Here is a 24290-nt window from a genome sequence, read left to right on the forward strand (position 1 = left end):
TCCGCCCCGGCCGGGCCCCCGCCTGGCCGGGGCGGAGCCCCGGGCGTCAGCTCAGGCCGACCTCCTTCATCTGCCGAAGCTCCCGCTTCAGCTCGGAGACCTCGTCGCGCAGCCGGGCGGCGATCTCGAACTGGAGCTCGGCCGCCGCCGCCCGCATCCGCTCGGTGAGCTGCTCGATCGTCTCGGCCAGCTCGGCGGCCGGGCGGTCGGTCAGCTCCTTGGGCTCCTTCTTCCCGCCGGCCCTGCCGCCGCCGGCGGGGACGCTGGGCACGGGAGCCTTCCCCTTGGCCGACTCCACCGGCTGGCGGAAGCCCGTGCCCAGCAGCTGCTGGGTGTCCACGTCCTCCCTGGCGATCGCGGCGACGATGTCGTTGATCTTCTTCCGGAGGGGCTGCGGGTCGATGCCGCGCTCCTCGTTGTACGCCAACTGCTTGACGCGGCGACGGTTGGTCTCGTCGATGGCCTTCTCCATCGCGGGGGTCATGCGGTCCGCGTACATGTGGACCTGGCCCGAGACGTTCCGCGCGGCGCGGCCGATGGTCTGGATCAGCGAGGTACCGGAGCGCAGGAACCCCTCCTTGTCGGCGTCGAGGATGGCGACCAGCGACACCTCGGGCAGGTCGAGGCCCTCCCGGAGGAGGTTGATCCCGACCAGCACGTCGAACTCGCCGGCCCGCAGCTCCCGCAACAGCTCGACCCGGCGCAGGGTGTCGACGTCGCTGTGCAGATACCGGACGCGGATGCCCAGCTCCAGGAAGTAGTCGGTGAGGTCCTCGGCCATCTTCTTGGTGAGCGTGGTGACCAGGACGCGCTCGTCGCGCTCCGCGCGGAGTCTGATCTCGTGCACCAGGTCGTCGATCTGCCCCTCGGTGGGCTTGACCACGACCTCCGGGTCGACCAGGCCGGTCGGGCGGATGATCTGCTCCACGACGCCGTCGCCGCGGGAGAGCTCGTAGGAGCCCGGGGTGGCCGAGAGGTAGACCGTCTGCCCGATCCGCTCCAGGAACTCCTCCCAGCGCAGCGGACGGTTGTCCAGCGCCGAGGGCAGCCGGAAGCCGTGGTCGATCAGGGTGCGCTTCCGGGAGGCGTCGCCCTCGTACATGGCGCCGATCTGCGGCACCGTGTTGTGCGACTCGTCGATGACCAGCAGGAAGTCGTCGGGGAAGTAGTCGAGCAGGGTGTAGGGCGGGCTACCGGTCTCGCGGCCGTCGATGTGGAGCGAGTAGTTCTCGATGCCGGCGCAGGTGCCGATCTGGCGCATCATCTCGATGTCGTAGGTGGTGCGCATCCGCAGCCGCTGGGCCTCCAGCAGCTTGCCCTGTCGCTCCAGCGTCTCCAGCCGGCCCGTCAGCTCGCTCTCTATCCCGTCGATCGCCCGCTCCATGCGCTCGGGCCCGGCGACGTAGTGGGAGGCGGGGAAGACATAGAGGTGGTCCTCGGTCGAGATGACCTCGCCCGTGAGGGGGTGGAGGGTGGAGAGCGCCTCGATCTCGTCGCCGAACATCTCGATCCGGACGGCCAGCTCCTCGTAGACCGGGAAGATCTCGATGGTGTCGCCCCGCACCCGGAAGGTGCCCCGGGTGAACGCCATGTCGTTGCGCGCGTACTGGATGTCGACAAAGCGACGCAGCAGGGCGTCCCTGTCGATCTCCTCGCCGACCCGCAGCGGCACCATCCGGTCCACGTACTCCTGCGGCGTGCCCAGGCCGTAGATGCAGGAGACCGAGGCGACCACGACCACGTCACGCCGGGTGAGCAACGAGTTGGTCGCGCTGTGCCGCAGCCGCTCGACCTCCTCGTTGATCGAGGAGTCCTTCTCGATGTAGGTGTCCGTCTGCGGGACGTACGCCTCGGGTTGGTAGTAGTCGTAGTACGAGACGAAGTACTCGACCGCGTTGTTCGGCAGGAGCTCGCGGAACTCGTTGGCCAGCTGGGCCGCCAGCGTCTTGTTCGGCGCGATCACCAGCGTCGGCCGCTGCAGACGCTCGATCATCCACGCCGTCGTCGCCGACTTGCCGGTGCCGGTGGCGCCGAGCAGGACGACGTCCTTCTCACCTCCCGAGACGCGCTTCTCCAGCTCGGCGATGGCCGCCGGCTGGTCGCCGCTGGGCTGGTAAGGGCTGACCACCTCGAAGGGGGTCGACGTGCGTGGGATATCCGATACGGGCCGCATGGACCCCACCGTACGACCCCCCACTGACAACCGTGTCGATGCCGGCGGACGGCCCCCCGAGGTCTCACGCTGTTCAACTGACAGTCATCGGCCGCGTACCCGGCGGTTTCCCCCGGCCGGGCAGGCTCCCCGCGTTCCCACACGGATTACGAGGAGTTCCCCATGAGCAGCACCACCTCCGGCTGGATCGGTTGGGCCCTGGGCACGGTGGCCCTCACCGTCATGCCGGTCGCCTCGTTGCCCGGCCTCTCCCCCCACAGCGCCGAGGCCGCGTCGACGGACGGTGTGCGTCCGGCGGCGACCACGGGCCTCGGCTTCGACGACGACCCGCTGGTGGTGGCCCACCGGGGCGCCTCGGGCTACGCGCCGGAGAACACCCTGGCCGCCGCCGAGGCAGCCGCCCAGACCCGCACCACCTGGGTGGAGACCGACGTGCAGCGCACCAGCGACGGCGAGCTGGTGCTGATGCACGACGAGACGCTGAACCGGACGACCGACGTGGAGGAGGTCTTCCCCGACCGGGCTCCGTGGCGGGTGGAGGACTTCACCGCCGAGGAGATCTCGCGGCTGGACGCGGGCAGCTGGTTCGGCGAGGAGTTCGCGGGCGAGCCGGTCCCGACGCTGGAGGAGTTCCTCGACGAGCTGGACGGCAACCGGCAGCGGCTGCTGCTCGAACTGAAGTCCCCCTCGCTCTACCCGGGCATCGAGGCCGACATCCTGGAGGAGCTGGACGAGCAGGGCTGGCTGCGTGAGTGGTACCCGGGCCAGCGGCTGGTGCTCCAGAGCTTCGAGGCGGACTCGGTGCGCACGGTCCACGAGCTGGCCCCCCGGGTGGAGACCGGCTTCCTCGGCACCCCGCCGGTGGACAGGATCGCCGAGTACGCGGAGTTCGCCGACCAGATCAACCCCCGGCACGCCGACCTCACCGCGGAGTACGTGGCGAGCGTCCAGTCGTTGCGCGGCCCGCACGGCCGCCCGCTGAAGGTCTACACCTGGACCGTCAACGACGGCGAGCTGGCCACCCGGGTCGCCGGCCTCGGGGTGGACGGCATCATCTCCGACGTGCCGGACGTGGTGCGGGCCGCGCTGCGCGACTGAGACACGGCGGGCACCGGCGCCGACCGGTGGCGTGAGGGCGACGCGGACGGCGCTCCCGGACCCGAAGACTCCCGGGGCGTTGTCAGTGCCGCCCTCTATGCTCCCCGGCATGAGTGAGGAGAAGGGCTGCGTCTGGTCGGTGGAGCGCACACCGATCGGTCCGCTGCTGCTGGCGGCCACGGGCCTGGGGCTGGTGTCGGTGGTCTTCCACGCGGAACGGCGCCGGGTGCCGGCGGCGCTGTCGGGCCTGGCCAGGGGGCTGGGGGCGCGGCCGGCCCCCTCGCCCGGCGACCACCCGGTGCTGACGGAGGCGGCGGAGCAGTTGGCGGCCTACTTCGCCGGGCGGCTGCGGGTCTTCGAGCTGGCCCTCGACTGGTCGCTGGCCTCGGGGTTCACCGAGCGGGTGCTGCGTGAGCTGGCCGCGGGCGTGCCGCTGGGGAGCGTCGTCTCCTACCAGGACCTGGCACGGCGGGTCGGCGAGCCGGGCGCGGCGCAGGCGGTGGGCGCGGCGATGGGGGCCAACCCCCTGCCGGTGGTGGTGCCGTGCCACCGGGTGGTGGCCTCCGACGGGGGCATAGGCGGCTTCGGTGGCGGTCTGGAGACCAAGCGCCGGCTGCTGGCCCTGGAGGGGGTGCTGCCCAGTCCGCTCTTCTGAGCCGGTCCGGTCGGCCGGCCAGACACGGCGGACCGAGCACCGACGCGCTGACGGGCGGCCGCTCCCCCACGAGACGCCGGCCGGCGTCGACGGCCCCGCGGGACGCGTAAGCCGGGGGCCCGTGGCCCGCCGGGCGCGTAAGCCCGTGGCCCACGCCCGTGGCCGAAGGGCGGCGGGCGGCAGTCGGCAGGGGGCGCCGGCGGCCCTCCCGCAGGGTGGGAGGCGCGCGGCCGGACGGCCCGGGGGCGGGGCCCGGCTCCTCCTCCCGGGAGGCGATCAGTGCGGATATGCACCGATACTGGCGTCCAGCGTGAGGAGGGCGACGATGACGCTGTCCCAGGATCGGCCGGCGATCACCTACTGCTCGATGGACGCGCTCCGGGCCCGGGGCTGGACGCCGCTGCTGGTGCGTGCGTTCCTCGGCGAGCCGGACCGCGGCAGCCCGGTGGAGCTGTACCGGAGCGACCGGGTCAGGCGGACGGAGGAGCTGCCGGAGTTCGTCGCCGCGCGGGAGCTGCGCCGACGGCGGGCCAGCGCGCAGCGCGACGCCCAGGCCCGGCGCAGGGCCGAGGGGCTGGCGGCGATCCGGGCGGCGCGGCTCGCGGTCCCCCGGTTGGCGGAAGCGGAGCTGGCGGAGCGCGCGGTGGCCCACCGGAACCTCTGGGACGCCAGCCGGGCCGCCCGTTCCTGGGGCCACCGGCCGCGGGCGGTCTCGGTCGACGAACTGGAGCCGGCCGAGCTGGCGCGGTGGGAGGTGAGCTGGCTGCTCCAGCAACTGGCGCCGCACGCGGAGCTGCTGCACGCGCTGCCGCCCGGCGAGAGCCGGGCCGAGGGCCGGCGGCTGCTCACCGGGCGGTGCCGGGACGCGATAGCGGCGGCCTATCCGGCGCTCCGCGAGGAGTGCGAGGCGCGAGAGACCGCCGAAGGGGACGGCGCCCCGGGCGGCTTCTGACCGCGGGGCGCCGTCGGGTCGGACTCACCCGCCGACCGGGTCACACATCGGCGTCCTGGTCGCGCAGGTACTTCATCGGGTCGATGGCGGTGCCGTAGTCGGCGGTCGTGCGGATCTCGAAGTGCAGGTGGGGGCCGCTGCTGTTACCCGTGTTACCGGACAGCGCGATCTCCTCGCCCGTCTTCACCTGATCACCCACGGCCACGTCCACCTCGGAAAGGTGCGCGTACTGGCTGAACGTGCCATCACCGTGATCGATCACGACCGCGTTCCCATACGCGGGACCGTCACCGGCACCGTTGCCACCGGCCTTCACCACGGTCCCCTCGTGCACCGAGGACACCTCGGTACCCGTCGGCACGGCGAAGTCCTGACCACTGTGCTTGCTGGTCCAGCGGTCACCACTGTTGCCGTACGTCGCCGACAGCTCGTAGTCACCCGAGATCGGCGACACCCAGTCACTCGCCTTCGGCTTCTCGGCGGCCGGGGCGTGGTTCCTCTCGACGACCTCGGTGGCCTGCGGGGCCTCGCGGGCATCGGTCTTGCCGGCGCCCTCGGCCGCCACGGCCGCGCCGGAGAGGGCCACCGTGGCGCAGACGCCGGCCGCGACGGCGGCGGCGGCGCGGGCACGGAGCGACTTCGGGGCGCGGTACGGGGTGGTGGTCGTGTGGGTGTTCGGCATGGAAGAACAACCTCCGCTTTCGGGGGCATCCCGACCGGAACCAGCCGGGTGAACATCCTTGATAACGGGATATCCAGCCCGGCACAAGAAGCTCTGTTACGAAGCGGGGCCGTAGCGGGAGAAGAGGGCCCTAAGGCCCTGGACAGGCCGATCACCACCACCGAAGAAAGGGCCGCGCCTCTCACTTCCCACCATGGTGACCTGCACCGAGTCCCGAATACCCGGAGGTCGTTCGCCGATCCCGGCGGAATCCCCTGGCGCCTCGTGACGAAAGTCCCGGGACCTTGGTCACGCTTTTCTGCTAAGCACTCTCGTAGGCGCGGAAATGGCTGTGTCGAGCGCCACAGAAAGGGGCCAGGAAATCCGCATTCCGGCCAGGAGGGAACCGCGGTCCTCAGCGCGGGAAGAGCTCGAACGGGGTGCAGCGGCGCCCGCCGAACCGTTCGCTCTCCCGCTCCGAGCCGCCGATGAGCAGCGACCGCGCGTAGCCCTCGGGATCCGTCTCCCCGAGCCCGGTGACATAGGCGCGGTGCGCCACGAGCGAGGCGACGCCGCGCTCCAGGGCCGCGTCGCCGAGCACCTGGGCGTGGGTCGACCGGGGCGAGGCCGCCACCGCGACCCAGCGGACCCCGTTCCACGGCTCCAGGCCGCCCTCCCCCAGCTGCTCGGGAAAGATCCAGCGGTTCCCCGCGTCGCCGACCGCGTCCAGCACGGCGCGGCCCACGACCCTGTGGTCGGGGGTGTTCCAGGTGTTGCCGCCCCAGGTGTCGCGGTGGTTGAGCGTGATCACCAGCTCAGGCCGGTGCCGGCGCACGGCGGCGGCGAGGTCGGCGCGGAGCGCCGGGCCCTCCTCGATCACGCCGTCCGCGTGGTCGAGGAACTCCACCGTCCGCACGCCGACGGCCGCCGCACCGGCCATCTGCTCGGCCTCCCGCACCCGGGCCGACTCCTCGGGAGGGAGGGAGTCGATCCCGGCCTCGCCTCGGGTGACCAGCACATACGCGATCTCCCTGCCGCCCTCCACCCACTCGGCGACGGCGCCGGACGCCCCGTACTCCAGGTCGTCGGGGTGGGCCACGACGGCCAGGCCACGTCGCCAGTCCAGGGGCATCGGGGTCAGCTGCTCGGTCACCTTCGGTCTCCTCCGGGTCGGAATGTCGCCTCGGACGAGGAACGGACGCGGCGCCCGTTCCCCGCCCAGGAGAAGAACCTAGTGAGCGGATCAGCCTTCGAGGGGCTCCGGCTCGGAAACCGCCGGAACCGGCAGTCCGGCGATCCGGGCACGGCAGCGTTCCGCGCGCCGCGTCAGGGTGTCCCACACCGCGCGGGCCCCCTCGTCACGGCGGTGGGTGAGACCTCGTTCACACAGGGCCAACGCCGCGCGGTCGTCCCCCAGGCGCTCGTGGCAGAGCGTGAGCCGGTTGAAGACCACCGGGTCGCGCGCGCCCTCGTCCACCGCCCACTGCCACAGGCGCATCGCCTCGTCCACGCGCCCCCGGCGTTCCAGCCCCTGACCGGCGTAACGGGCGGCGCGGCCCAGCGCGGCCAGGTCGCCCGCGGTGCGCAGCACCGGGAGCGCCGAGGCCAGCTCGTCGGCCCAGGCGGGCTCGGAGCCGTAGTGCGAGACCAGGGCGGCGCCCGCGCTGCCCGTGGCGCAGAGGCCCAGCGTGGCGCAGGACCAGCAGCGGCCGCAGTCCGGCAGCGCGGCGATCGCGGCCGCCGTGTCGGGAAAGAGCCCGAGCAGGTGATCGGGGCTCTCCGCGCCCTGGTCGAGCGCGGCCAGCCAGGCCACCGGCTGCGCCACGTCGTCCCTGCGGGTCGCGGGGTCGTCGAGCAGCAGGTCCAGCGCGGTGCGCAGGGCCTCGCGCGCCCACTCCGGGCGGGGGCGCCCGAACGCGGGGGTCGGCGAGGTGAGCGTCCCGCCGAACCAGCCCCACAGCCGCCCCGCCTCCGGGCACTCCTCGCCCTGGAGCGTGCGCAGCGCCGTGCGCCAGGCGCCCACGCCGCCGCGCCAGGCGGCGATCACCTCGTGGGCGTCGCGGTGCGCCGCGCTGAGGCCCGGCGTCTCCGCGTCGCACCGGGCACGCCGGCGGCGTTCGCGGCGCAGCACCTCGTCGCTGGGCTCGACGAGCCCTTCGAGGCCGGTGTGCCCGTCCTCGGCGGCGCGGTCCAGCAGCCGCAGCAGCAGCACGGCGGTGACCTCGGCGTCGGAGTCGGCACGGTGCGCCCGGTGGGGCACGCCGAGGGACGCGACGCAGGTGGCGAGCCGGTGGTTGGCCAGCTCGGGGAGGTAGCGGCGGGCCAGCGTGAGGGTGTCGAGGCTGGTGGCCGGGGGCGGCCCCGCGTGGGCCAGCTCCAGCTCCATGGCCAGAAAGCGCAGGTCGAAGCCGACGTTGTGGGCCACCAGCACGGCGCCCTCCAGTCGGCGGTCGATCTCGGGCAGCACCGCGGCGAAGCGGGGTGCCGTGGTGCTCTCGGCCTTGGTGATGCCGTGGATGTGGACCGGGCCGGTGTCGCGGCCGGGGTCGAGGAGGCTGGTCCAGCGGTCGGCTATCCGGCCGTCGACGACGGTGACCAGGGCGAGCGAGACCATGCGGTCGCCGCGTTCCGGGTCGAAGCCCGTGGTCTCGCAGTCGAGCACCACATAGCGGTGACCGTGCAGGGGATGGGGACGGGGAACGGCGCCGGTGCCGGGGTCGCCCGGGGAGGTGGGGCCGTCGAACGCATCGGATGTGCCGGGGGATGTGTCGGGTCGCATGGGAGTTCCGGGGGGCGGGTGGGAGCGCGGGCCGGGGCTCAGCGCCAGCCGTGGCGCGCCTGGAGGTTGTGCACGACGCGGTTGTACCGCGCGCGGTCGAGCGCGCACGCCTCCCGGCGCATCCCGTCGGGGTGCACGCGCAGCACACGGTCCAGATGGACCCAGGAGTCGCGGCCGGTGCGGTCCCAGGGGCCGGCGCCCAACGGCAGCCACTCGTCGTCGTGGTCCTTGTCCTGGCTGGTCAACTGGACGGCCAGCAACGTCTCCCGCCCCTCCTCGCGCGCCACCACCAGCACCGGGCGGTCCTTGCCCCGGCCGTCGTTCTCCTCGTAGGGCACCCACGTCCAGACGATCTCGCCCGGGTCGGGGTCCCCGTCCGGCTCCGGCGCGTACGCGGTGCGCACCTGCCCGATCCCGCGCGGCTCGACCTCGACCGTGGCGGCGGCGCCATGGCGGCCATGTATCTCGTCTGACTGGGTGCTGTCCATGCGCCCACGGTATCGCCGTCGTCCCGCGCCGCTGTCAGTGGCGGGCCCTACCGTGGGGAACGGTCGAAATCCGGCCGCTCGGAGCCCCGTTGGGGGTGGGAACGCGATGCCCGCTCGGCCCCGCGGCGCGTCCGGCCGTCCGCGTGCGCTCAGGGCTCCATGGAGTGCAGGACGCGCTCCCGGACGCCGTCGAGGAAGCGCGGCACGTCGGCCATGCTGGTCCCGGTGCACTGCACGATCAGGTCCATCACGTCGCCCGCCGAGAGCGCGCCCACCACCGGGTGGACGTGGGCGAGCGCGACGCGCTCCTCCATGCGTTTCAACACGTGGATGGCGAGGTTGAGTTCGGGGACGCGTCCGGTGTCGCCGAAGTCGACCTTCTGGCGCACCACCCACATGTCCGGGATGACCTGCCCGAAGACGATGAGGTGCGCCAGGGCGAACATGGACCGCGCGCACTGCCGGGCGCTCTCGTCCGACTCGTCCTGAAGGGCCCGCACCCCCTCCTCGTCCTCGGCGAGATGAGCCTTGATCAGCGCCACGGCGTGCAGCACTTCGTCCCTGGTGTACGGCCTGACCGTGTCGTCCACGCCCCAACTCCCTGATCACTGTGCGCTGACGGTACGAACACCCAGTGTGTCAGCTCCCGGGCGGAACGGGGCCCCGTGAGGCGACTTCACGCCCGGGCGCGCGCGGCGGTCAGGCGCGCCCCGGGAGCCCCGTCCACGCCGGGCGCGCGGGGTGGTCCATGCGCACCACCACGTCGGCGGACTCCAGCGGGCTCTCCTCGGCGTCGTATTGGGCGAAGGCCGGCACGGTCCAGCGTTCCCCCTCCGCGGTGCGCCGGAGCAACGCGCCCTCGGAGAGCGCGAGATGGACGGTCAGATCGGCGGGAAACCATCGCCCCAGCAGAAAGGCGCCGTGGAGCAGCAGCACGCCGCCCGGCGGGAGCGCGACATAGGCGCTGCGGGTGGCCCGGTCGCGCTCCGCGTCCCAGAGGTCCGGCAGCACCCGGCCGCTGCCCCCCGGGTCAAGGGGCGTCAGCACCTCGCGCCAGAGCGCGCCCTCGTCCAGCCACGACTCCCGGTACGCGTCCGGGTCCCGCCGCCCGAACTCGTAGCGCAGCGAGGCCGCGCGCAGAAAGCCGGCCGCGTCCACCACCAGCGCCGAACGGCCCCGCAGCCGCAACTCGTCGGCGACCTCGCGGGCCAGCCGGCCGCCGCCGGCCGCCGGCGCCCCGTCGACCAGCACCCGCCGCCAGGCGTCCGGCGCGCCGCCGGCGGCGAGCACCCCCTCGGCGAGAGCGGCGGCCAGTCTCTCCCGGGTGATCGCCTCCAGTCGCATGGCCCCATCATCACCCGCCCCCCGCACCCGGGCGCACGAGCCGGCGCTCGCTTCACCGCCCAGGCGCGTTCTTCCCTCCACGCGCCCGGCACCGCACGATAGATCCATGACCGAAGACGCCACCGATCCCCCGCAGCTCGTCCCCTATGTGGAGGCGCTGCGCGCCCGGTTACCGGCCGACCAGTTCATCCTGCTGATGCGCGCCTTCAACGCGTGGCTGACGGGCGGCGGGCGGCTCGCCGTCCCCATGGGGCAGGACGAACGGCCGGAGGACGAGCCGTTCACCGCCGAGCTGCAGAACGAGATGCTCACGCTGATGCGGCTCACCGGCACGCCCTGACCCGCCCCCGTCCCCCCACCGCTCCCGGCCCCGGACCCGGCGTCGGCCCCGGCCCGGCGCCCGGGACGCGCAGATCTCCCCGGGGTTCGCTCCTCTGGACCCGTCAGATGACATCTTTTGTCAGGTGTTTTCCAAAAACACCACAGAGGAGCGAAAGGGGAGACAGATGCCGGATGTCTCCGAACAGATCATCGACCTCGCCAAGCGGCGCGCCGAGCCCGTGGGCATCCAGACCGTCCGGTCCGCCGCCGCGGCGACCCTCGCCTACATGGCCGCCCTCTGGCTGACCAACGTCACCGCCCCGCTGCTGGCCCCGCTCACCGCGCTCCTGGTCGTGCAGGTCACCCTCTACTCCACCCTCACCACCGGGGTGCGGCGCGTCAACGCGGTGGTGACGGGCGTGCTGTTGGCCTCCGCCTTCAGCTCGGTGGTCGGCCTCAGCTGGTGGAGCCTGGGGCTGCTGATCCTCTCGGCGCTGACCGCCGGCCATCTGGTGCGAGTCAGCGAGTTCGTTCCCGAGGTCGCGATCAGCGCGATGCTGGTGCTCGGCGTGACCCAGGTCGCGGAGACCGCCCTGGACCGGGTCGTGGAGACGGTGATCGGCGCGGTCGTCGGGCTGCTGTTCAACCTGGTCTTCGTTCCGCCCGTCTGGGTGCGCTCCGCGGGCGACGACATCGAGGAACAGGCCCGGCGGATGCGCCAGCTGCTGGTGCGGCTGAGCGAGGAGGCCAGCGAGCGCGAGCCACGGCTGACGACGCTCGCCGAGAAGCTGGAGGAGGCGCGCCAGCTCGACCAGGACGTGGCCCAGGTCGACGCCTCGCTCACCCAGGCCGAGGAGAGCCTGCGCTTCAACCCGCGGGCCAAGGAGCCGGTGCTGACCAGGATCGTGCTGCGCACCGGCCTCGACACCCTGGAGGTCTGCGCGGTCATCCTGCGCACCCTCTCCCGCAACCTCACCGACCTCTCGGCCCTCCGGGGCGACCAACCGCTCTTCCCCGAGGACGTGGCACCCGCCGTCCGGGAGCTGCTGAGCAACCTCGCCGGAGCGGTCGACAGCTACGCAACCCTGATCACCAGCCAGGTCAGCAGCGACGCCGACGAGGCCGAGGCGTTCCTCGAGGTGGAGCTGGACGCGGCCAGGGTCAGCCGGGAGCATGTCGCCCAACTGCTGCTGGCCCGGGTGCAGGAGCACCCCAAGCAGTGGCAGTGGCACGGCTCGATGCTCGCCGAGGTCGACCGGCTCCTCGACGAGCTGGACAGCGAGAAGCGCTCCACCAAGCTGGCGGCCGAGCTGGACCGCGTCTCCCGCGAGGAGCGCGAGCGCAACCCCCGGATGCACCGCGTGCGCCGCCGGATGCGCCGGGTGCGCAGCGGCGTCGAGCGCCGTTTCCAGCGCCTGCGCGCCGGCTGAGGCCCCGGCGCGCTTCCGCACGGCCGGCTTCCGCGAGGCCGGCTTGCGCGCGGCCGCTTCCGCGCGGTTTCCGTCGGGCACACGGCGGCGCGGCGTCGTCTTCGGTCGGGCACGCGTCGGCTTCGGTCGACGTCCCGTCGGCGAACGCTCAGGAACCGAAGGTGATCGGTCCCGTGATGTTCTGCGCCTGCACAACCGGACCGGTGATCCGCGCGTCCCCGGAGATCTCGTTGCGCACCTGGGAGTGCCGGGCGTCCACCGCCGACTGGTAGGTGCGCGCCCAGTCGCGCAGCTGGTGGGCGAACTCCTCGTCCGCCTCGGCACGGTCGGAGATCCGCCCGACGAGCACCCGCACCGCGTCCTCGTCCCCCGGGTCGACCGGCTCCGGCCGGCCGGTGATGCGACGGGTCAGGGACATCAGCGAGTCCCAGGCGTGCCGCCCGGCCTCGGTGGCGACGCTGCCCGCCGCCGCGGTCACCAGGGCAAGGGCCGAGTCAAGGTCCATGCCACTTACGGTAGCTCCCGGGGCACCCGCCGCGCCACGGTACGGATGCATCTCCCGACCGCTCATTCCGACGCGGCGAGCGCCACCAGCCGGGGCCACAACTTCTCGACGCGGGCGTCGAGTTCGTCCAACGACCCGTCGTTCTCCAGCACGAAGTCGGCGATCGCCAGCCGCTCCTCGCGGCCGGCCTGGGCACCCATCCGCGCCCTGGCGTCGGCCTCGCTCATCCCCCGCCCCCCGGTCAGCCGGGCCAGCCGCGTCGCGTCCGAGGCGTCCACCACGATCACCGCCCGGTAGCGGTGCGCCAGCCGCTCCTCGGCGAGCAGCGGAACGTCGTGCACCACCACCGCGCCGGGGCCGGCCGCCGACTGGAGCTCCTCCGCACGGCGCGCCACCAGCGGGTGGACGATCGCGTTGAGCGCCCGGCGGCGCTCGTCGTCGGCGAAGACGACGCGCCCCAGCCGCTCACGGTCCAGCGCACCGTCCGGCGCCAGTACCTCCTCGCCGAACTCGGCGACCACCGCCGCCAGCCCCGGCGTCCCCGGCGCGACCACCTCGCGGGCGATCACGTCGGAGTCCACGATCACCGCGCCCCGGCGCGCGAGGGCGCGCGCCGCCTCGCTCTTGCCGGCGCCGATGCCGCCGGTCAGCCCCACTGCCACCATGGCCGCAGGCTACGCTACGGCTGCCCGTCGCCGTCCTCGCGCTCCGCGAGAAAGCGTTCGAAGACCTCGCCCAGCTCGTCGGCCGACGGCAGCTCCACCGGCTCGGCCACCAGGCTGCTCCTGGTCGCGGCCCCGGCGACCGCGTCGTACTGCTGCTCCAGCCCGCGCACCACGGCCACCAGGTCCGACTCGCCCTCGGCCAGCTCGCGTTCGATCTCGTCCTGCGTCTTCAGCGCCGAGACCCGCAGCGTGTGCACCGCCTCCGGCAGCACCAGCCCCGTGGCGGCGGTGATCGCCTCCAGCACCACCAGCGCCGAGTCCGGGTAACGGGAGCGCGCAATGTAGTGCGGCACATGGGCGGCCACGCCCAGCACGTCGTGCCCGGCCTGCTCCAGCCGCAGCTCGACCAGCGCCGCCGCACTGCCCGGGACCTGCGCCTCGTCGAAGAGCGAACGCCCCACGGGCACCAGCTCGGAACGGTTCCCGTGCGGGGTCAGCCCCACGGGCCTGGTGTGCGGGACGCCCATCGGGATGCCGTGGAAGCTGACCGCCAGCCGCACCCGCAGCCGCTCCACGATCTGCCGCACGGCCGCGGCGAACCCCTCCCACTCCGTGTCCGGCTCCGGCCCGGTGAGCAGCAGGAACGGCTGGTGGGTCGCGTCCCTGACCAGCCTCAGCTCCACCGTGGGCTGCTCGAAGGACGTCCACCGGTCACGGTGGAACGTCATGGACGGGCGCCGCGCCCGGTAATCGACAAGGCGGTCGTGGTCGAACCTGGCCACCGTCGCGCCCGGCAGTTCGAGCAGCTGCTCGGTCAACTGGCCGCCGGTGTCCCCCGCGTCGATGAACCCGTCGAAGTGGTAGAGCAGCACGGGCCCCGCGCTGTCCGGGGCGCCGACCGCCTCCTCGACCCTGGCGATCCCGTCGGGCTCCCACGCGTACAACTCCTGTGGATCACGCACTGTCCCCGTTCCCCTTCCGTTGTCTCGCGTCTGACGGATCAACGTCCCTGCCCGCCGGGGCATTCCACCATGCCCCGGAAAGAAACGGGAGGAAACACCGAGGGCCCGCCTCCCAGGGGAGACGGGCCCTCGTTCACGGGTTCTTCAGCCCCGTGGGGGCTGGGTCAGCTCTGGCCGCCGGCCAGCTTCTCCCGCAGCGCCGCGAGCGCCTCGTCGGAAGCCAGGGCGCCCGAGTCCTCCGAGGGGCTGGAGGAGTACGAGCCGCCGCCGGAACCGCCGCCCGACTGCTGGCCGCCGCCGCCGCCGGCGGCCTCGGCCTCGGCCTGGGCGTCCGCCTCGCGGGACTTGATGACCTGCGCCTGGTGCTGCTCGAAGCGCGTCTGCGCCTCGGCGTACTGGCGCTCCCACTCCTCGCGCTGCTTGTCGTAACCGGGCAGCCAGTCGTTCGCCTCCGGGTCGAAGCCCTCGGGGTAGATGTAGTTGCCCTGGTCGTCGTAGGACGCCGCCATGCCGTACAGGGTCGGGTCGAACTCGACCACCATCGGGTCGGGGCCGAAGTTCTCGTTGGCCTGCTTCAGCGAGAGGCTGATCCGACGACGCTCCAGGTCGATGTCGATGACCTTGACGAAGATCTCGTCGTTGACCTGGACGACCTGCTCCGGGATCTCCACGTGGCGCTCGGCCAGCTCGGAGATGTGGACCAGGCCCTCGATGCCCTCGTCCACCCGGACGAACGCGCCGAACGGCACCAGCTTGGTGACCTTGCCGGGCACGACCTGACCGATCTGGTGCGTCCTGGCGAACTGCTGCCACGGGTCTTCCTGGGTGGCCTTCAGCGACAGGGAGACGCGCTCGCGGTCCATGTCGACGTCGAGCACCTCGACGGTGACCTCCTGGCCGACCTCGACGACCTCGGAGGGGTGGTCGATGTGCTTCCAGGACAGCTCGGAGACGTGCACCAGGCCGTCCACGCCACCCAGGTCCACGAAGGCACCGAAGTTGACGATGGAGGAGACGACGCCGGAGCGCACCTGGCCCTTCTGGAGGGTGGTGAGGAAGGTCTGGCGGACCTCGCTCTGGGTCTGCTCCAGCCAGGCGCGGCGGGACAGGACCACGTTGTTGCGGTTCTTGTCCAGCTCGATGATCTTGGCTTCGAGCTCCTTGCCCACGTAGGGCTGGAGGTCCCGCACCCGGCGCATCTCCACCAGGGAGGCCGGGAGGAAGCCGCGGAGGCCGATGTCGAGGATGAGGCCGCCCTTGACGACCTCGATGACGGTACCGGTGACGATGCCGTCCTCGTCCTTGATCTTCTCGATGGTGCCCCAGGCGCGCTCGTACTGGGCGCGCTTCTTGGAGAGGATCAGGCGGCCTTCCTTGTCCTCCTTCTGGAGGACAAGGGCCTCGATCTCGTCGCCGACGGCGACGACCTCGTTGGGGTCGACGTCGTGCTTGATCGACAGCTCGCGCGAGGGGATGACCCCCTCGGTCTTGTAACCGATGTCGAGCAGGACCTCGTCCCGGTCGACCTTCACGATGACGCCGTCGACGATGTCGCCGTCGTTGAAGTACTTGATCGTCTCGTCGATCGCGGCGAGGAAGGCTTCCTCGGAACCGATGTCGTTGACCGCTACCTGCGGCGTGGTCGCGGTGGTCTCGGTGCTGCTCGTCATGTGGTAAAGGGCTCCGGTACGGACATATTGGTAGGCACTGCTACGCCGAAGACCACTATCGCATCGTTGCAGCCGGACAGCCCGAGAAGCGCGGCTCCCGGTCCCGAGGGACCCGAAACACGCCTCGCCGACCGAGAGGACATACAGCGGATGCGAGCGCGACCTGCTCCGTCCGAGGCGCACAAGTCCGCAGCGCGTCTTATAGCATACGGGGGCATCCGATCAGGGTCAATGCGCGGTTCGCCCCACGAGGGGCGCTATGGGGCCAAACCCGGCGCATTTGCCCGGCGGTTCGCGACCGTCCGGCACCCGCCCCCGGCCGCCGCGCCGTGTGGGACGCGGCGGCCCGACGGTGCCCAACGCCTCAGGCCGTTCGCCGCGTGGCCGCGGCGGGAGCCTCGTCGCCCGGCGTGCCGCCGGTCCCGTCCTCGGTCTCCTCCCCGCCGTCACCGGGCTGCCCGGGGTCGTCCGGGTTCTCGGGGTCCTCCGGGTCCTCCGGGTCGGGGCACTCCCCGCCCTGGTCCCCGTCCTCCGCGTCGTCACCCTCGTCGGCGTCGTCGCCCTCTTCGCCGTCCCCGCCCTCGTCACCGTCGCCCTCGCCGGGCCGCTCCGGATCCTGCGGGTCCTCGGGATCCTCCGGGGCCTCCGGTGCCCCGTCCTGGTCGCCCTCCCCCGGCTGGCCGGGAGCCTCGGGGTCCTCCGGGTCCTCCGGGTCCTCGGGGTCCTCGGGGCACTGGGGCTCGCCAGGCTCGTCCGGGTCCTCGGGGTCCTCAGGCTCGTCCGGGTCACCCGGCTCGTCCGGATCCCCGGGCTCGTCCGGGTCACCCGGCTCTTCCGGGTCGCCGGGCTCTTCCGGCTGCTCCGGCTGCTCCGGCTGCTCGGGCTCGTCGTCGTCCGGGTCCGTCGGGCGGACCTCGCCGTCGGACTCGGCCGGCGGGCGGGAGCCGGTGTGCTCGTCCCGGTCGGGGCGCTGCGGGCGGGGGTCGTCGCGGTCCGGGCGGAGTCCGGGGCGGTCGGCGGCGTCCGGGTTCCCCGGACCGGGCGAGCCGGGGAGGCGGCCCTCGCCGTCGGGCACCTCCTGGGTGCCCTCCCGGTAGAAGTCCAGCCACGAGCGGACCGTGCGGACGTAGTCCCAGGAGCGGTTGTAGCTCAAAAGCGCCTGGTCGAGGTCGTCGGAGTCCGACAGGTCCCGGTCGTTGGCACAGAGGTAGTTGCCCGCCGCGAGGGCCGCGTCGTAGACGTTGTTCGGGTCGGAGGCGCCGTCGCCGTTGCCGTCCGCGCCCCAGCGCGCCCAGGTCGAGGGGATGAACTGCATCGGGCCGACGGCGCGGTCGTAGCGCGCGTCACCGTCGTGGGCGCCGCCGTCGGTGTCGGGGATGTTCGCGAAACCGTCGCCGTTGAGCACGGGGCCGAGGATCGGGTTGACCGTGGTGCCGTCGGCGGTGACGTCGCCGCCCCTGGCATGACCCGACTCGACCTTGCCTATCGCCGCCAGCACCTCCCAGTCGAGGCGGCACCCCGGGTCGGTCTCCGCCACCCGGGCCGCCGCCTGCCGGTAGGCGTCGAGCACGGTGGCCGGGATGCCGGCCTCGTCGGAGAGCCGGCCGCCGCCGCCCTGCCCCTCCTCGACGTCCTCGCCGGGCTCGACGCCGTCCAGGGGCGGAAGGTCGGTGTGGTACGGGAGCTCGACCGGCCCCCGGCTCTCGGGCGGCGGCTCCTCGGCCGAGGACCGTTCTGGCCGCTGCGGCGGCTCGCTGTCCCGGCCGAGGACGTCGGACGCCTGAGAGGCGGTCAGGGCCGCCATCGCGGCGGCGGCGACCGCCGACCCCGAGACACCCCTGCGAATCCTGCTGATGCGCAACCCCACGCCTGCTTCCCCTCGTTGACGCACTCCCTCCGTGACCGACGACGCTAGACCACGGTTGGTTCCCGGGACGGGAACAGCGGGAGGGGGTGGTGTGACGATGTGGCGAACGTGTGCGCGGCGCGGGGGCGCTCAGTGCGCGGCGGCCTCCCAGCTCACGCCGGCGCCGACCGAGACGTCGAGGGGGGCGCGCAACTGGACCGCCCCGGCCATCTCGCGCCGCACCAGCTCCTCCACGCGCTCCCGCTCCCCTGGCGCGACCTCCAGCACGATCTCGTCGTGCACCTGGAGCAGCATCCGGCTGCGCGACCCCTCCCGGGCCAGGGCCTGGTCGACGCGGAGCATGGCGACCTTGACGATGTCGGCGGCGGTGCCCTGGATCGGGGCGTTGAGCGCCATCCGCTCGGCCATCTCGCGGCGTTGACGGTTGGTGCTGCCGAGGTCCGGGAGATAGCGGCGGCGGCCCATCAGCGTCTGGGTGTACCCGACGATCCGCGCCTCCTCCACCACCCGGTGCAGATAGTCCCGCACGCCGCCGAAGCGCTCGAAGTAGGTGTCCATCAGCTTGCGCGCCTCGTCGGGGGCGATCGCCAACTGCTGGGAGAGGCCGAACGCGGAGAGACCGTAGGCCAGGCCGTAGCTCATCGCCTTGATCTTGCGGCGCATCTCGGCGTCCACGGCGTCCTTCTCCACCGAGAAGACCTGGGAGGCGACGGTGGTGTGCAGGTCCTCGCCGGAGGTGAACGCCTCGATCAGGCCCTCGTCCTCGGAGAGGTGAGCCATCACGCGGAGCTCGATCTGGCTGTAGTCGGCGGTGAGCAGCGTCTCGTACCCCTCGCCGACGACGAAGCCGCCGCGGATGGCGCGCCCCTCGTCGGTGCGGACCGGGATGTTCTGGAGGTTGGGCTCGGTCGAGGAGAGCCGGCCGGTGGCGGCCACCGTCTGCTGGAAGGTGGTGTGGATGCGGCCGTCGGCGGCGATCGTCTTGACCAGGCCCTCGACGGTCGTCCGCAGCCTGGCCTGCTCGCGGTGGCGCAGCATGATCACCGGCAGCTCGTGCTCGGTCTGGCCGGCGAGCCAGAGCAGGGCGTCGGCGTCGGTCGTGTAGCCGGTCTTGGTCTTCTTGGTCTTGGGCAGGCCGAGCTCGCCGAAGAAGACCTCCTGGAGCTGCTTGGGCGAGCCCAGGTTGAACTCGTGGCCGACGGAGGCGTGGGCCTCCCGCACCGCCTGGTGGACGGCGACCGCGAAGCCCTCCTCCAGCGCCACCAGCCGGGGCCGGTCGGCCGCGATGCCGGCGCGCTCCATCCTGGCGAGCAGGGCGGAGACCGGCAGCTCGAGGTCGGTCAGCAGCTCCGCGGCGCCGACCTCGGCGAGCCGGCCGACGAACAGCTCCCCCAGGTCGAGGATCGTGCGGGCCTCCCGCATCAGGGTCTCGGCCTCCGCCGCGTCGTCGGCGCCGAAGGCCAACTGGCCGTTGTCCTCGGCGGGCCTGGCCAGCTCGCGGCCGAGGAACTCGACGCTCAGGCCGTCCAGCGCGAAGGAGCGCCGGCCCGGCTGGACCAGGTAGGCGGCGAGCGCGGTGTCCATGGTGACGCCCTCCACGCGCCAGCCGTGCTCGGCGAAGACCCGGAAGATCTCCTTGGCGCCGTGCAGCACCTTGGGCCGCTCGGCGTCGGCGAGCCAGGCGGCGAAGGCCGTTTCGTCCGCCGCGCCCAGCGCCGACGGCTCGAACCAGGCGGCCGGCCCGTCGGCCGCCGCCAGCGCGACGGCCGCGACGGAGCCGGCGCCCAACTGCCAGCTGTCGCGCGTCGCCACGCCGAGCGGGGCGCCGGCCCTGGCCTCGAGCCAGGGCGCGAGCGCCCCCTCGGCCAGCAGCTCGCCCTCGATCTCCACGCCCTCGGCGACGGAGACCTCGCTCTCGGCGGCGCCCGGGTCCACGGCGAAGAGCCGGTCGCGGAGGTTGGCGTTGCGGAACTCCAGGGCCTCCAGCAGGCCGGTGACCGCCGCCGTGTCGAACGGCTCGCGGGCCAGCTCGGCCGGGAGGCAGCCCAACTCGACCTCGCGGTCCAGCTCGGTGAGGACGCGGTTGAGCTTGACCGACTCGACGTGGTCGCGGAAGGCCTGGCCCGCCTTGCCCTTCACCTCGTCGGCGCGGGCCACCAGGTCGTCGAGCGAGCCGAACTGGTTGATCCACTTGGCCGCCGTCTTCTCACCGACGCCGGGGATGCCCGGGAGGTTGTCCGAGGGGTCGCCGCGCAGCGCGGCGAAGTCCGGGTAACGGGCGGGCGGCAGGCCGTACTTCTCCAGGACCTTCGCCGGCGTGAAGCGGGTCAGCTCGGAGACGCCCTTGGTCGGGTAGAGAACGGTGACCTGCTCGGTGACCAGCTGGAACGCGTCCCGGTCGCCCGTGACGATCGAGACCTGGAACCCCTCCCCCGCCGCCTGGGTGGCGAGGGTGGCGATCACGTCGTCCGCCTCGAAGCCGTCCACGGCGAAGCGGCGCACCCGCATCGCGTCCAGCAGCTCGCCGATCAGCTCGACCTGGCCCTTGAACTCGTCGGGCGTCGCGGAGCGGGTGGCCTTGTACTCCGCGTACCGCTCGGAGCGCCAGGTCTTCCGCGACACGTCGAAGGCGACGGCGAGATGCGTGGGCGCCTCGTCACGCAGGGTGTTGGCGAGCATCGAGGCGAACCCGTAGATCGCGTTGGTCGGCTGGCCGACGGCCGTAGTGAAGTTCTCCGCCGGGAGGGCGAAGAAGGCGCGGTAGGCCAGGGAATGCCCGTCCAACAGGAGCAGGCGGGGCGTCTGGGTGCTCTGCGATGCGTTCTCAACCACGTCGTCGATCCTGCCACGGACCACTGACAGTCCTCTCCGGCCGTGCGACGATCGGGCGGACGACGGTCGTCGACGCCCGCGGCGCCGGCCCGGCCGGGCGTCGCGCCCGCCGGGCACGGCGGGCGGATCGGACCAGCGAAGTCGACCCCAGCAGAACCGAGGTGGAAGCAGCGATGGCAGCGAGGCCGCCCGCCGATGACCCGGTCCAGGACGCCCCCGACGTCGGCGCGCCGCAGCACGCGGCGGCCGGGCTGCCGGCCGTCGGGCACAGCCTGCGGATGGCCCAGCGGCAGATGGGGGCGCGTCGCACCGCGTTGACGCTGCTGCGCGTCAACCAGCGGGACGGCTTCGACTGCCCCGGCTGCGCCTGGCCCGAGCCGGACAAGCCGCACCGAGCCGAGTTCTGCGAGAACGGGGCGAAGGCCGTCGCCGAGGAGGCGACGCTGCGCCGGGTCACGCCGGCGTTCTTCGCCGAGCACGCGCTGGAGGAGCTGTCCGGGCGCTCCGGCTACTGGCTGGGGCAGCAGGGCAGGCTGACCGAGCCGATGTATCTGGCGGAGGGCGCGACCCACTACCGGCCGATCGGCTGGGACGAGGCGTTCGACCTGGTCGCCGAGGAGCTGACCGCGCTGGACTCGCCGGACGAGGCCGTCTTCTACACCTCGGGGCGCACCAGCAACGAGGCGGCGTTCCTCTACCAGCTGCTCGCCCGGGAGTTCGGCACCAACAACCTGCCGGACTGCTCCAACCTCTGCCACGAGTCCTCGGGTTCCGCGCTGACGGAGACGCTGGGCGTGGGCAAGGGCAGTGTGCTTCTGGAGGATCTCTACCGGGCCGACCTGATCGTGGTCGCCGGGCAGAACCCGGGGACCAACCACCCGAGGATGCTGTCGGCGCTGGAGCGGGCCAAGGCGCGGGGCGCGCGGATCATCACCGTCAACCCGCTGCCGGAGGCCGGGCTCGAACGGTTCAGGAACCCGCAGACGCCGCGCGGGCTGGTCGGCGGCGGCACGGCGTTGACCGACCTGTTCCTCCAGGTGCGGCTGGGCGGCGACCAGGCGCTCTTCCGGATGCTGAACCGGCTGATCGTCGAACGGGACGCCGTGGACCGGGCGTTCGTCGAGGCGCACACCCACGGCTACGCGGAGCTGGCCGAGGCGGCGCTGGCGACGGGCTGGGAGGAGACGCTGGCGGCCACCGGGCTGGCTCGGGAGGAGATCGAGCGGGCGCTGGAGATGACGCTGGCGGCCGACAGCGTGGTGGTGTGCTGGGCGATGGGACTCACCCAGCATCAGCACGCGGTCGCCACCATCAAGGAAGTGGTCAACTACCTGCTGCTGCGGGGCAACATCGGTCGTCCGGGCGCGGGCGTCTGCCCGGTGCGGGGGCACAGCAACGTGCAGGGCGACCGGACGATGGGCATCGTGGAGCGGCCCGGCGAGGCGTTTCTGGACGCGCTGCGCGACGAGTTCGGCTTCGAGCCGCCGCGCCACCACGGTCACGACGTGGTCAACGCGATCCGCGCGCTGCGCGACGGGCGGGCGAAGGTGTTCTTCGCGATGGGCGGCAACTTCGTGGCCGCCAGCCCGGACACGGAGGTCACCGAACGGGCGATGCGGCGCGCCAGGTTGACGGTGCACGTCTCCACCAAGCTGAACCGTTCGCACTGCGTGACCGGGGCGCGGGCGCTGATCCTGCCGACGTTGGGGCGCACGGAGCGCGACGTGCAAGCGGGCGGCGAGCAGTTCGTGACCGTGGAGGACTCGATGGGGCAGGTGCACGCCTCGCGGGGCCGGCTGCGGCCCGCCTCCGAGCGGCTGCTCTCCGAGCCGGCGATCGTCTGCCGGCTGGCCCGCCGGGTGCTGGGCCCGGACAGCGCCACGCCGTGGGAGGAGTTCGAGGCCGACTACGCCGCCGTCCGGGCCCGTATCGCGCGGGTGGTGCCGGGCTTCGAGGACTTCGAGACGAGGGTGGGGAGGCCGGGCGGCTTCACCCTGCCGCACGCCCCGCGCGACGAGCGGCGCTTCCCCACCGCCACGGGGCTGGCCCACTTCTCGGCCGGGCCCGTGACCTACCCGAGGGTGCCGGAGGGCAGGCTGCTGCTGCAGACGTTGCGCTCGCACGACCAGTACAACACCACCGTCTACGGGCTCGACGACCGCTACCGGGGGATCACGGGCGGGCGCCGGGTGGTGCTGGTCAATCCCGGGGACGCCGCCGAACGGGGGCTGTCGGACGGCGACTTCGTCGACCTGACCAGCGAGTGGACGGACGGGACGGAGCGGGTGGCGCCCGGCTTCCGGCTGGTCGTCTACCCGACCGCGCCGGGCTGCGCCGCCGCGTACTACCCGGAGACCAACGTCCTGGTGCCGTTGGACGCGACGGCGGAGACCAGCAACACGCCCGTCAGCAAGTCCGTGGTGATCCGCCTCACCCCCGGGACGCGCTGTCAGTGAGAGCTGATAGAACGGCGCCCATGGGCGAAACCAGTGACACTCTGTTCTCCCCCCACGTCATCGACGAGTGGTCGGGGCTCGGCATCGACCTGCCGGCGCTCTTCTCCGCCGGCGACCTGGGATCCCGCATGGGCCTCGTGGTCCACGAGGCCGGGCCCGAGCGGGTCGTGGGCACGCTGCCGGTGGAGGGGAACACCCAGCCGTACGGCCTGCTGCACGGCGGCGCTTCCGCGGTGCTCGCCGAGACGCTCGGCTCGGTGGGCGCGATGCTGCACGGCGGGCCGCACAAGATCGCGATGGGCGTCGACCTCAGCTGCACCCATCACCGCCCGGTGCGCACCGGGACGATCACGGGCGTGGCGACCCCGGCGCACGCGGGCCGCACCTCGGCCACCTACGAGGTGGTGATCACCGACGACCGCGGCAAGCGCGTCTGCACGGCGCGGCTGACCTGCGCGCTGCGCCCGGCCGCCCAGCAGAACGCGGCGCCGGCGGAGGCGGGTTCCGCCCCCTCGGAGGGCGAGACGGGCGGCGGGCGGGAGTGACAGCGGCCCGCGGGTGCGGGCCGGCGCGCGAGGCCGGTCGGGCCGGCGGGCGGAGGACGGCGGCGGGCGGCGGCCGTCCCGGCCACCGCCCGCGCGCCGCTCGTGGGTCGGCCGTCTACTCCACGGCCTCGCCCAGGTAGGCGGCGCGCACCCGGGGGTCGGAGAGCAGCGCCGGCGCGCGGTCCGACATGACGACGGCGCCGGTCTCCAGCACATAGCCGTAGTCGGCCAGTTGGAGCGCCTGGGAGGCGTTCTGCTCGACCAGCAGCAGGGTGGTGCCCTGCTCGTTGATCTCCTTGAGGATCTCGAAGATCTGCTGGACGATCAGCGGCGCCAGCCCCATGGAGGGTTCGTCGAGCAGCAGCAGCTCCGGCTTGCCCATCAGGGCGCGGCCGATGGCCAGCATCTGCTGCTCGCCGCCGGAGAGCGTGCCCGCGACCTGCTTGCGCCGGTCGGCCAGCCGGGGGAAGAGCGTGAAGACGCGCTCCAGGTCGGCCGGGTCGGGCCGACGCAGCCGGTAGGCCCCCATCTTCAGGTTCTCCAGCACGGTCATCCGGGCGAACACCCGGCGTCCCTCGGGGACATGACCGATCCCGAAGCGCACCAGTTCGTGCGACTTGATGCCGTCGACACGCTCGCCGCGCAGCAGCACCTCGCCGGAGCGCGGCTGCAACATGCCGGAGGCCGCCTTGAGCGTGGTGGACTTGCCCGCGCCGTTGGCGCCGAGCAGGGCCACCACCTGGCCCTCGGGGACGGTGAGGCTGACGCCTTTGAGCGCGCCGATCGCGCCGTAGTAGACGTGCAGGTCGCGCAGTTCCAGCAACGGGGTCGGGCCGTCGGCGGCGCCGTCCCCCGCGCCCGGACGCGCGTCCTTCTCCAGGTCCGTG

The 24290-nt window shown here is 72.9% G+C and carries 21 protein-coding genes; 7 read left to right on the forward strand and 14 right to left on the reverse strand.

Translation table 11 applies throughout. The features are described 5' to 3' along the window. Positions 1–46: 46 nt before the first annotated feature. A complete protein-coding gene (uvrB, locus tag CRP51_RS00760; RefSeq protein WP_097228935.1) occupies positions 47–2173 on the reverse strand; it encodes an excinuclease ABC subunit UvrB in 2127 nt (708 codons plus the stop codon). Positions 2174–2335: 162 nt separating this feature from the next. Here uvrB and CRP51_RS00765 point away from each other — a divergent pair, with 162 nt between their 5' ends. The 3 genes from CRP51_RS00765 to CRP51_RS00775 all read left to right on the forward strand — a co-directional run bounded on the left by CRP51_RS00765 (position 2336) and on the right by CRP51_RS00775 (position 4878). Beyond that, positions 2336–3271, forward strand: coding sequence for a glycerophosphodiester phosphodiesterase (locus CRP51_RS00765; protein ID WP_097228936.1), 936 nt, complete (start codon positions 2336–2338; stop codon positions 3269–3271). 109 nt (positions 3272–3380) lie between these two features. Then, the gene (locus tag CRP51_RS00770; RefSeq protein WP_245880290.1) at positions 3381–3926 is read left to right on the forward strand and encodes a methylated-DNA--[protein]-cysteine S-methyltransferase; all 546 of its coding nucleotides are present in this window, start codon (positions 3381–3383) and stop codon (positions 3924–3926) included. A gap of 325 nt (positions 3927–4251) precedes the next feature. Then, positions 4252–4878 (forward strand): hypothetical protein, encoded by a 627-nt coding sequence (locus CRP51_RS00775; RefSeq protein WP_097228938.1) that lies wholly within the window; start codon positions 4252–4254, stop codon positions 4876–4878. A 40-nt stretch (positions 4879–4918) separates the two neighbouring features. On the opposite strand, the gene CRP51_RS00780 is transcribed toward CRP51_RS00775, so the two are convergent. The 6 genes from CRP51_RS00780 to CRP51_RS00805 all read right to left on the reverse strand — a co-directional run bounded on the left by CRP51_RS00780 (position 4919) and on the right by CRP51_RS00805 (position 10150). Further along, positions 4919–5560, reverse strand: coding sequence for a M23 family metallopeptidase (locus CRP51_RS00780; RefSeq protein ID WP_097228939.1), 642 nt, complete (start codon positions 5558–5560; stop codon positions 4919–4921). 394 nt (positions 5561–5954) lie between these two features. Beyond that, positions 5955–6671, reverse strand: a complete 717-nt coding sequence (locus tag CRP51_RS00785; protein WP_097229398.1) for a PIG-L deacetylase family protein — start codon at positions 6669–6671, stop codon at positions 5955–5957. 111 nt (positions 6672–6782) lie between these two features. Next, the gene (locus CRP51_RS00790) at positions 6783–8318 is read right to left on the reverse strand and encodes a 3'-5' exonuclease (protein ID WP_097228940.1); all 1536 of its coding nucleotides are present in this window, start codon (positions 8316–8318) and stop codon (positions 6783–6785) included. 38 nt (positions 8319–8356) lie between these two features. Then, a complete protein-coding gene (locus tag CRP51_RS00795; protein ID WP_097228941.1) occupies positions 8357–8806 on the reverse strand; it encodes a type II toxin-antitoxin system PemK/MazF family toxin in 450 nt (149 codons plus the stop codon). 149 nt (positions 8807–8955) lie between these two features. Then, the gene (locus tag CRP51_RS00800) at positions 8956–9396 is read right to left on the reverse strand and encodes a DUF6224 family protein (protein WP_097228942.1); all 441 of its coding nucleotides are present in this window, start codon (positions 9394–9396) and stop codon (positions 8956–8958) included. Between the two features lie 109 nt (positions 9397–9505). Then, positions 9506–10150: a nucleoside/nucleotide kinase family protein gene (locus CRP51_RS00805; protein WP_097228943.1), complete on the reverse strand. Its 645-nt coding sequence runs from the start codon at positions 10148–10150 to the stop codon at positions 9506–9508. A 106-nt stretch (positions 10151–10256) separates the two neighbouring features. Here CRP51_RS00805 and CRP51_RS00810 point away from each other — a divergent pair, with 106 nt between their 5' ends. Together CRP51_RS00810 and CRP51_RS00815 are read left to right on the forward strand one after the other, a co-directional pair. Next, complete coding sequence (locus CRP51_RS00810) at positions 10257–10490, forward strand: hypothetical protein (RefSeq protein WP_097228944.1); 234 nt, start codon at positions 10257–10259, stop codon at positions 10488–10490. A gap of 166 nt (positions 10491–10656) precedes the next feature. Further along, complete coding sequence (locus tag CRP51_RS00815) at positions 10657–11901, forward strand: FUSC family protein (RefSeq protein WP_097228945.1); 1245 nt, start codon at positions 10657–10659, stop codon at positions 11899–11901. A gap of 148 nt (positions 11902–12049) precedes the next feature. On the opposite strand, the gene CRP51_RS00820 is transcribed toward CRP51_RS00815, so the two are convergent. From CRP51_RS00820 to polA, 6 genes are all read right to left on the reverse strand, one after another. Further along, the gene (locus CRP51_RS00820) at positions 12050–12406 is read right to left on the reverse strand and encodes a hypothetical protein (RefSeq protein WP_097228946.1); all 357 of its coding nucleotides are present in this window, start codon (positions 12404–12406) and stop codon (positions 12050–12052) included. Positions 12407–12468: 62 nt separating this feature from the next. Further along, positions 12469–13071: a dephospho-CoA kinase gene (coaE, locus tag CRP51_RS00825; protein ID WP_097228947.1), complete on the reverse strand. Its 603-nt coding sequence runs from the start codon at positions 13069–13071 to the stop codon at positions 12469–12471. 14 nt (positions 13072–13085) lie between these two features. Further along, entirely contained in the window at positions 13086–14033 is a 948-nt protein-coding gene (locus CRP51_RS00830; RefSeq protein WP_097228948.1) for a proteasome assembly chaperone family protein, read from the reverse strand. A gap of 164 nt (positions 14034–14197) precedes the next feature. Next, on the reverse strand, positions 14198–15703 hold the full coding sequence (gene rpsA / locus CRP51_RS00835) for a 30S ribosomal protein S1 (RefSeq protein ID WP_097228949.1): 1506 nt from the start codon (positions 15701–15703) through the stop codon (positions 14198–14200). A gap of 364 nt (positions 15704–16067) precedes the next feature. Continuing rightward, a complete protein-coding gene (locus CRP51_RS30085) occupies positions 16068–17570 on the reverse strand; it encodes a lytic transglycosylase domain-containing protein (RefSeq protein ID WP_342748991.1) in 1503 nt (500 codons plus the stop codon). 129 nt (positions 17571–17699) lie between these two features. Continuing rightward, positions 17700–20402 carry a DNA polymerase I gene (gene polA, locus CRP51_RS00845; RefSeq protein ID WP_170970384.1) on the reverse strand — a complete coding sequence of 901 codons (2703 nt, stop codon included), beginning with the start codon at positions 20400–20402 and terminating at the stop codon, positions 17700–17702. A gap of 173 nt (positions 20403–20575) precedes the next feature. Here polA and CRP51_RS00850 point away from each other — a divergent pair, with 173 nt between their 5' ends. Both CRP51_RS00850 and CRP51_RS00855 read left to right on the forward strand, forming a co-directional pair. After that, complete coding sequence (locus CRP51_RS00850; protein ID WP_097228950.1) at positions 20576–22858, forward strand: FdhF/YdeP family oxidoreductase; 2283 nt, start codon at positions 20576–20578, stop codon at positions 22856–22858. Between the two features lie 20 nt (positions 22859–22878). Continuing rightward, positions 22879–23403, forward strand: coding sequence for a PaaI family thioesterase (locus CRP51_RS00855; RefSeq protein ID WP_097228951.1), 525 nt, complete (start codon positions 22879–22881; stop codon positions 23401–23403). Positions 23404–23518: 115 nt separating this feature from the next. Here the strand turns inward: CRP51_RS00855 and CRP51_RS00860 are convergent, their stop codons facing one another. Further along, positions 23519–24283 (reverse strand): ABC transporter ATP-binding protein, encoded by a 765-nt coding sequence (locus tag CRP51_RS00860; protein ID WP_097229401.1) that lies wholly within the window; start codon positions 24281–24283, stop codon positions 23519–23521. Between the last annotated feature and the right edge of the window lie 7 nt (positions 24284–24290).

It is taken from the genome of Streptomyces zhaozhouensis (genome assembly GCF_900230195.1).
Classification (GTDB): domain Bacteria; phylum Actinomycetota; class Actinomycetes; order Streptomycetales; family Streptomycetaceae; genus Streptomyces; species Streptomyces zhaozhouensis.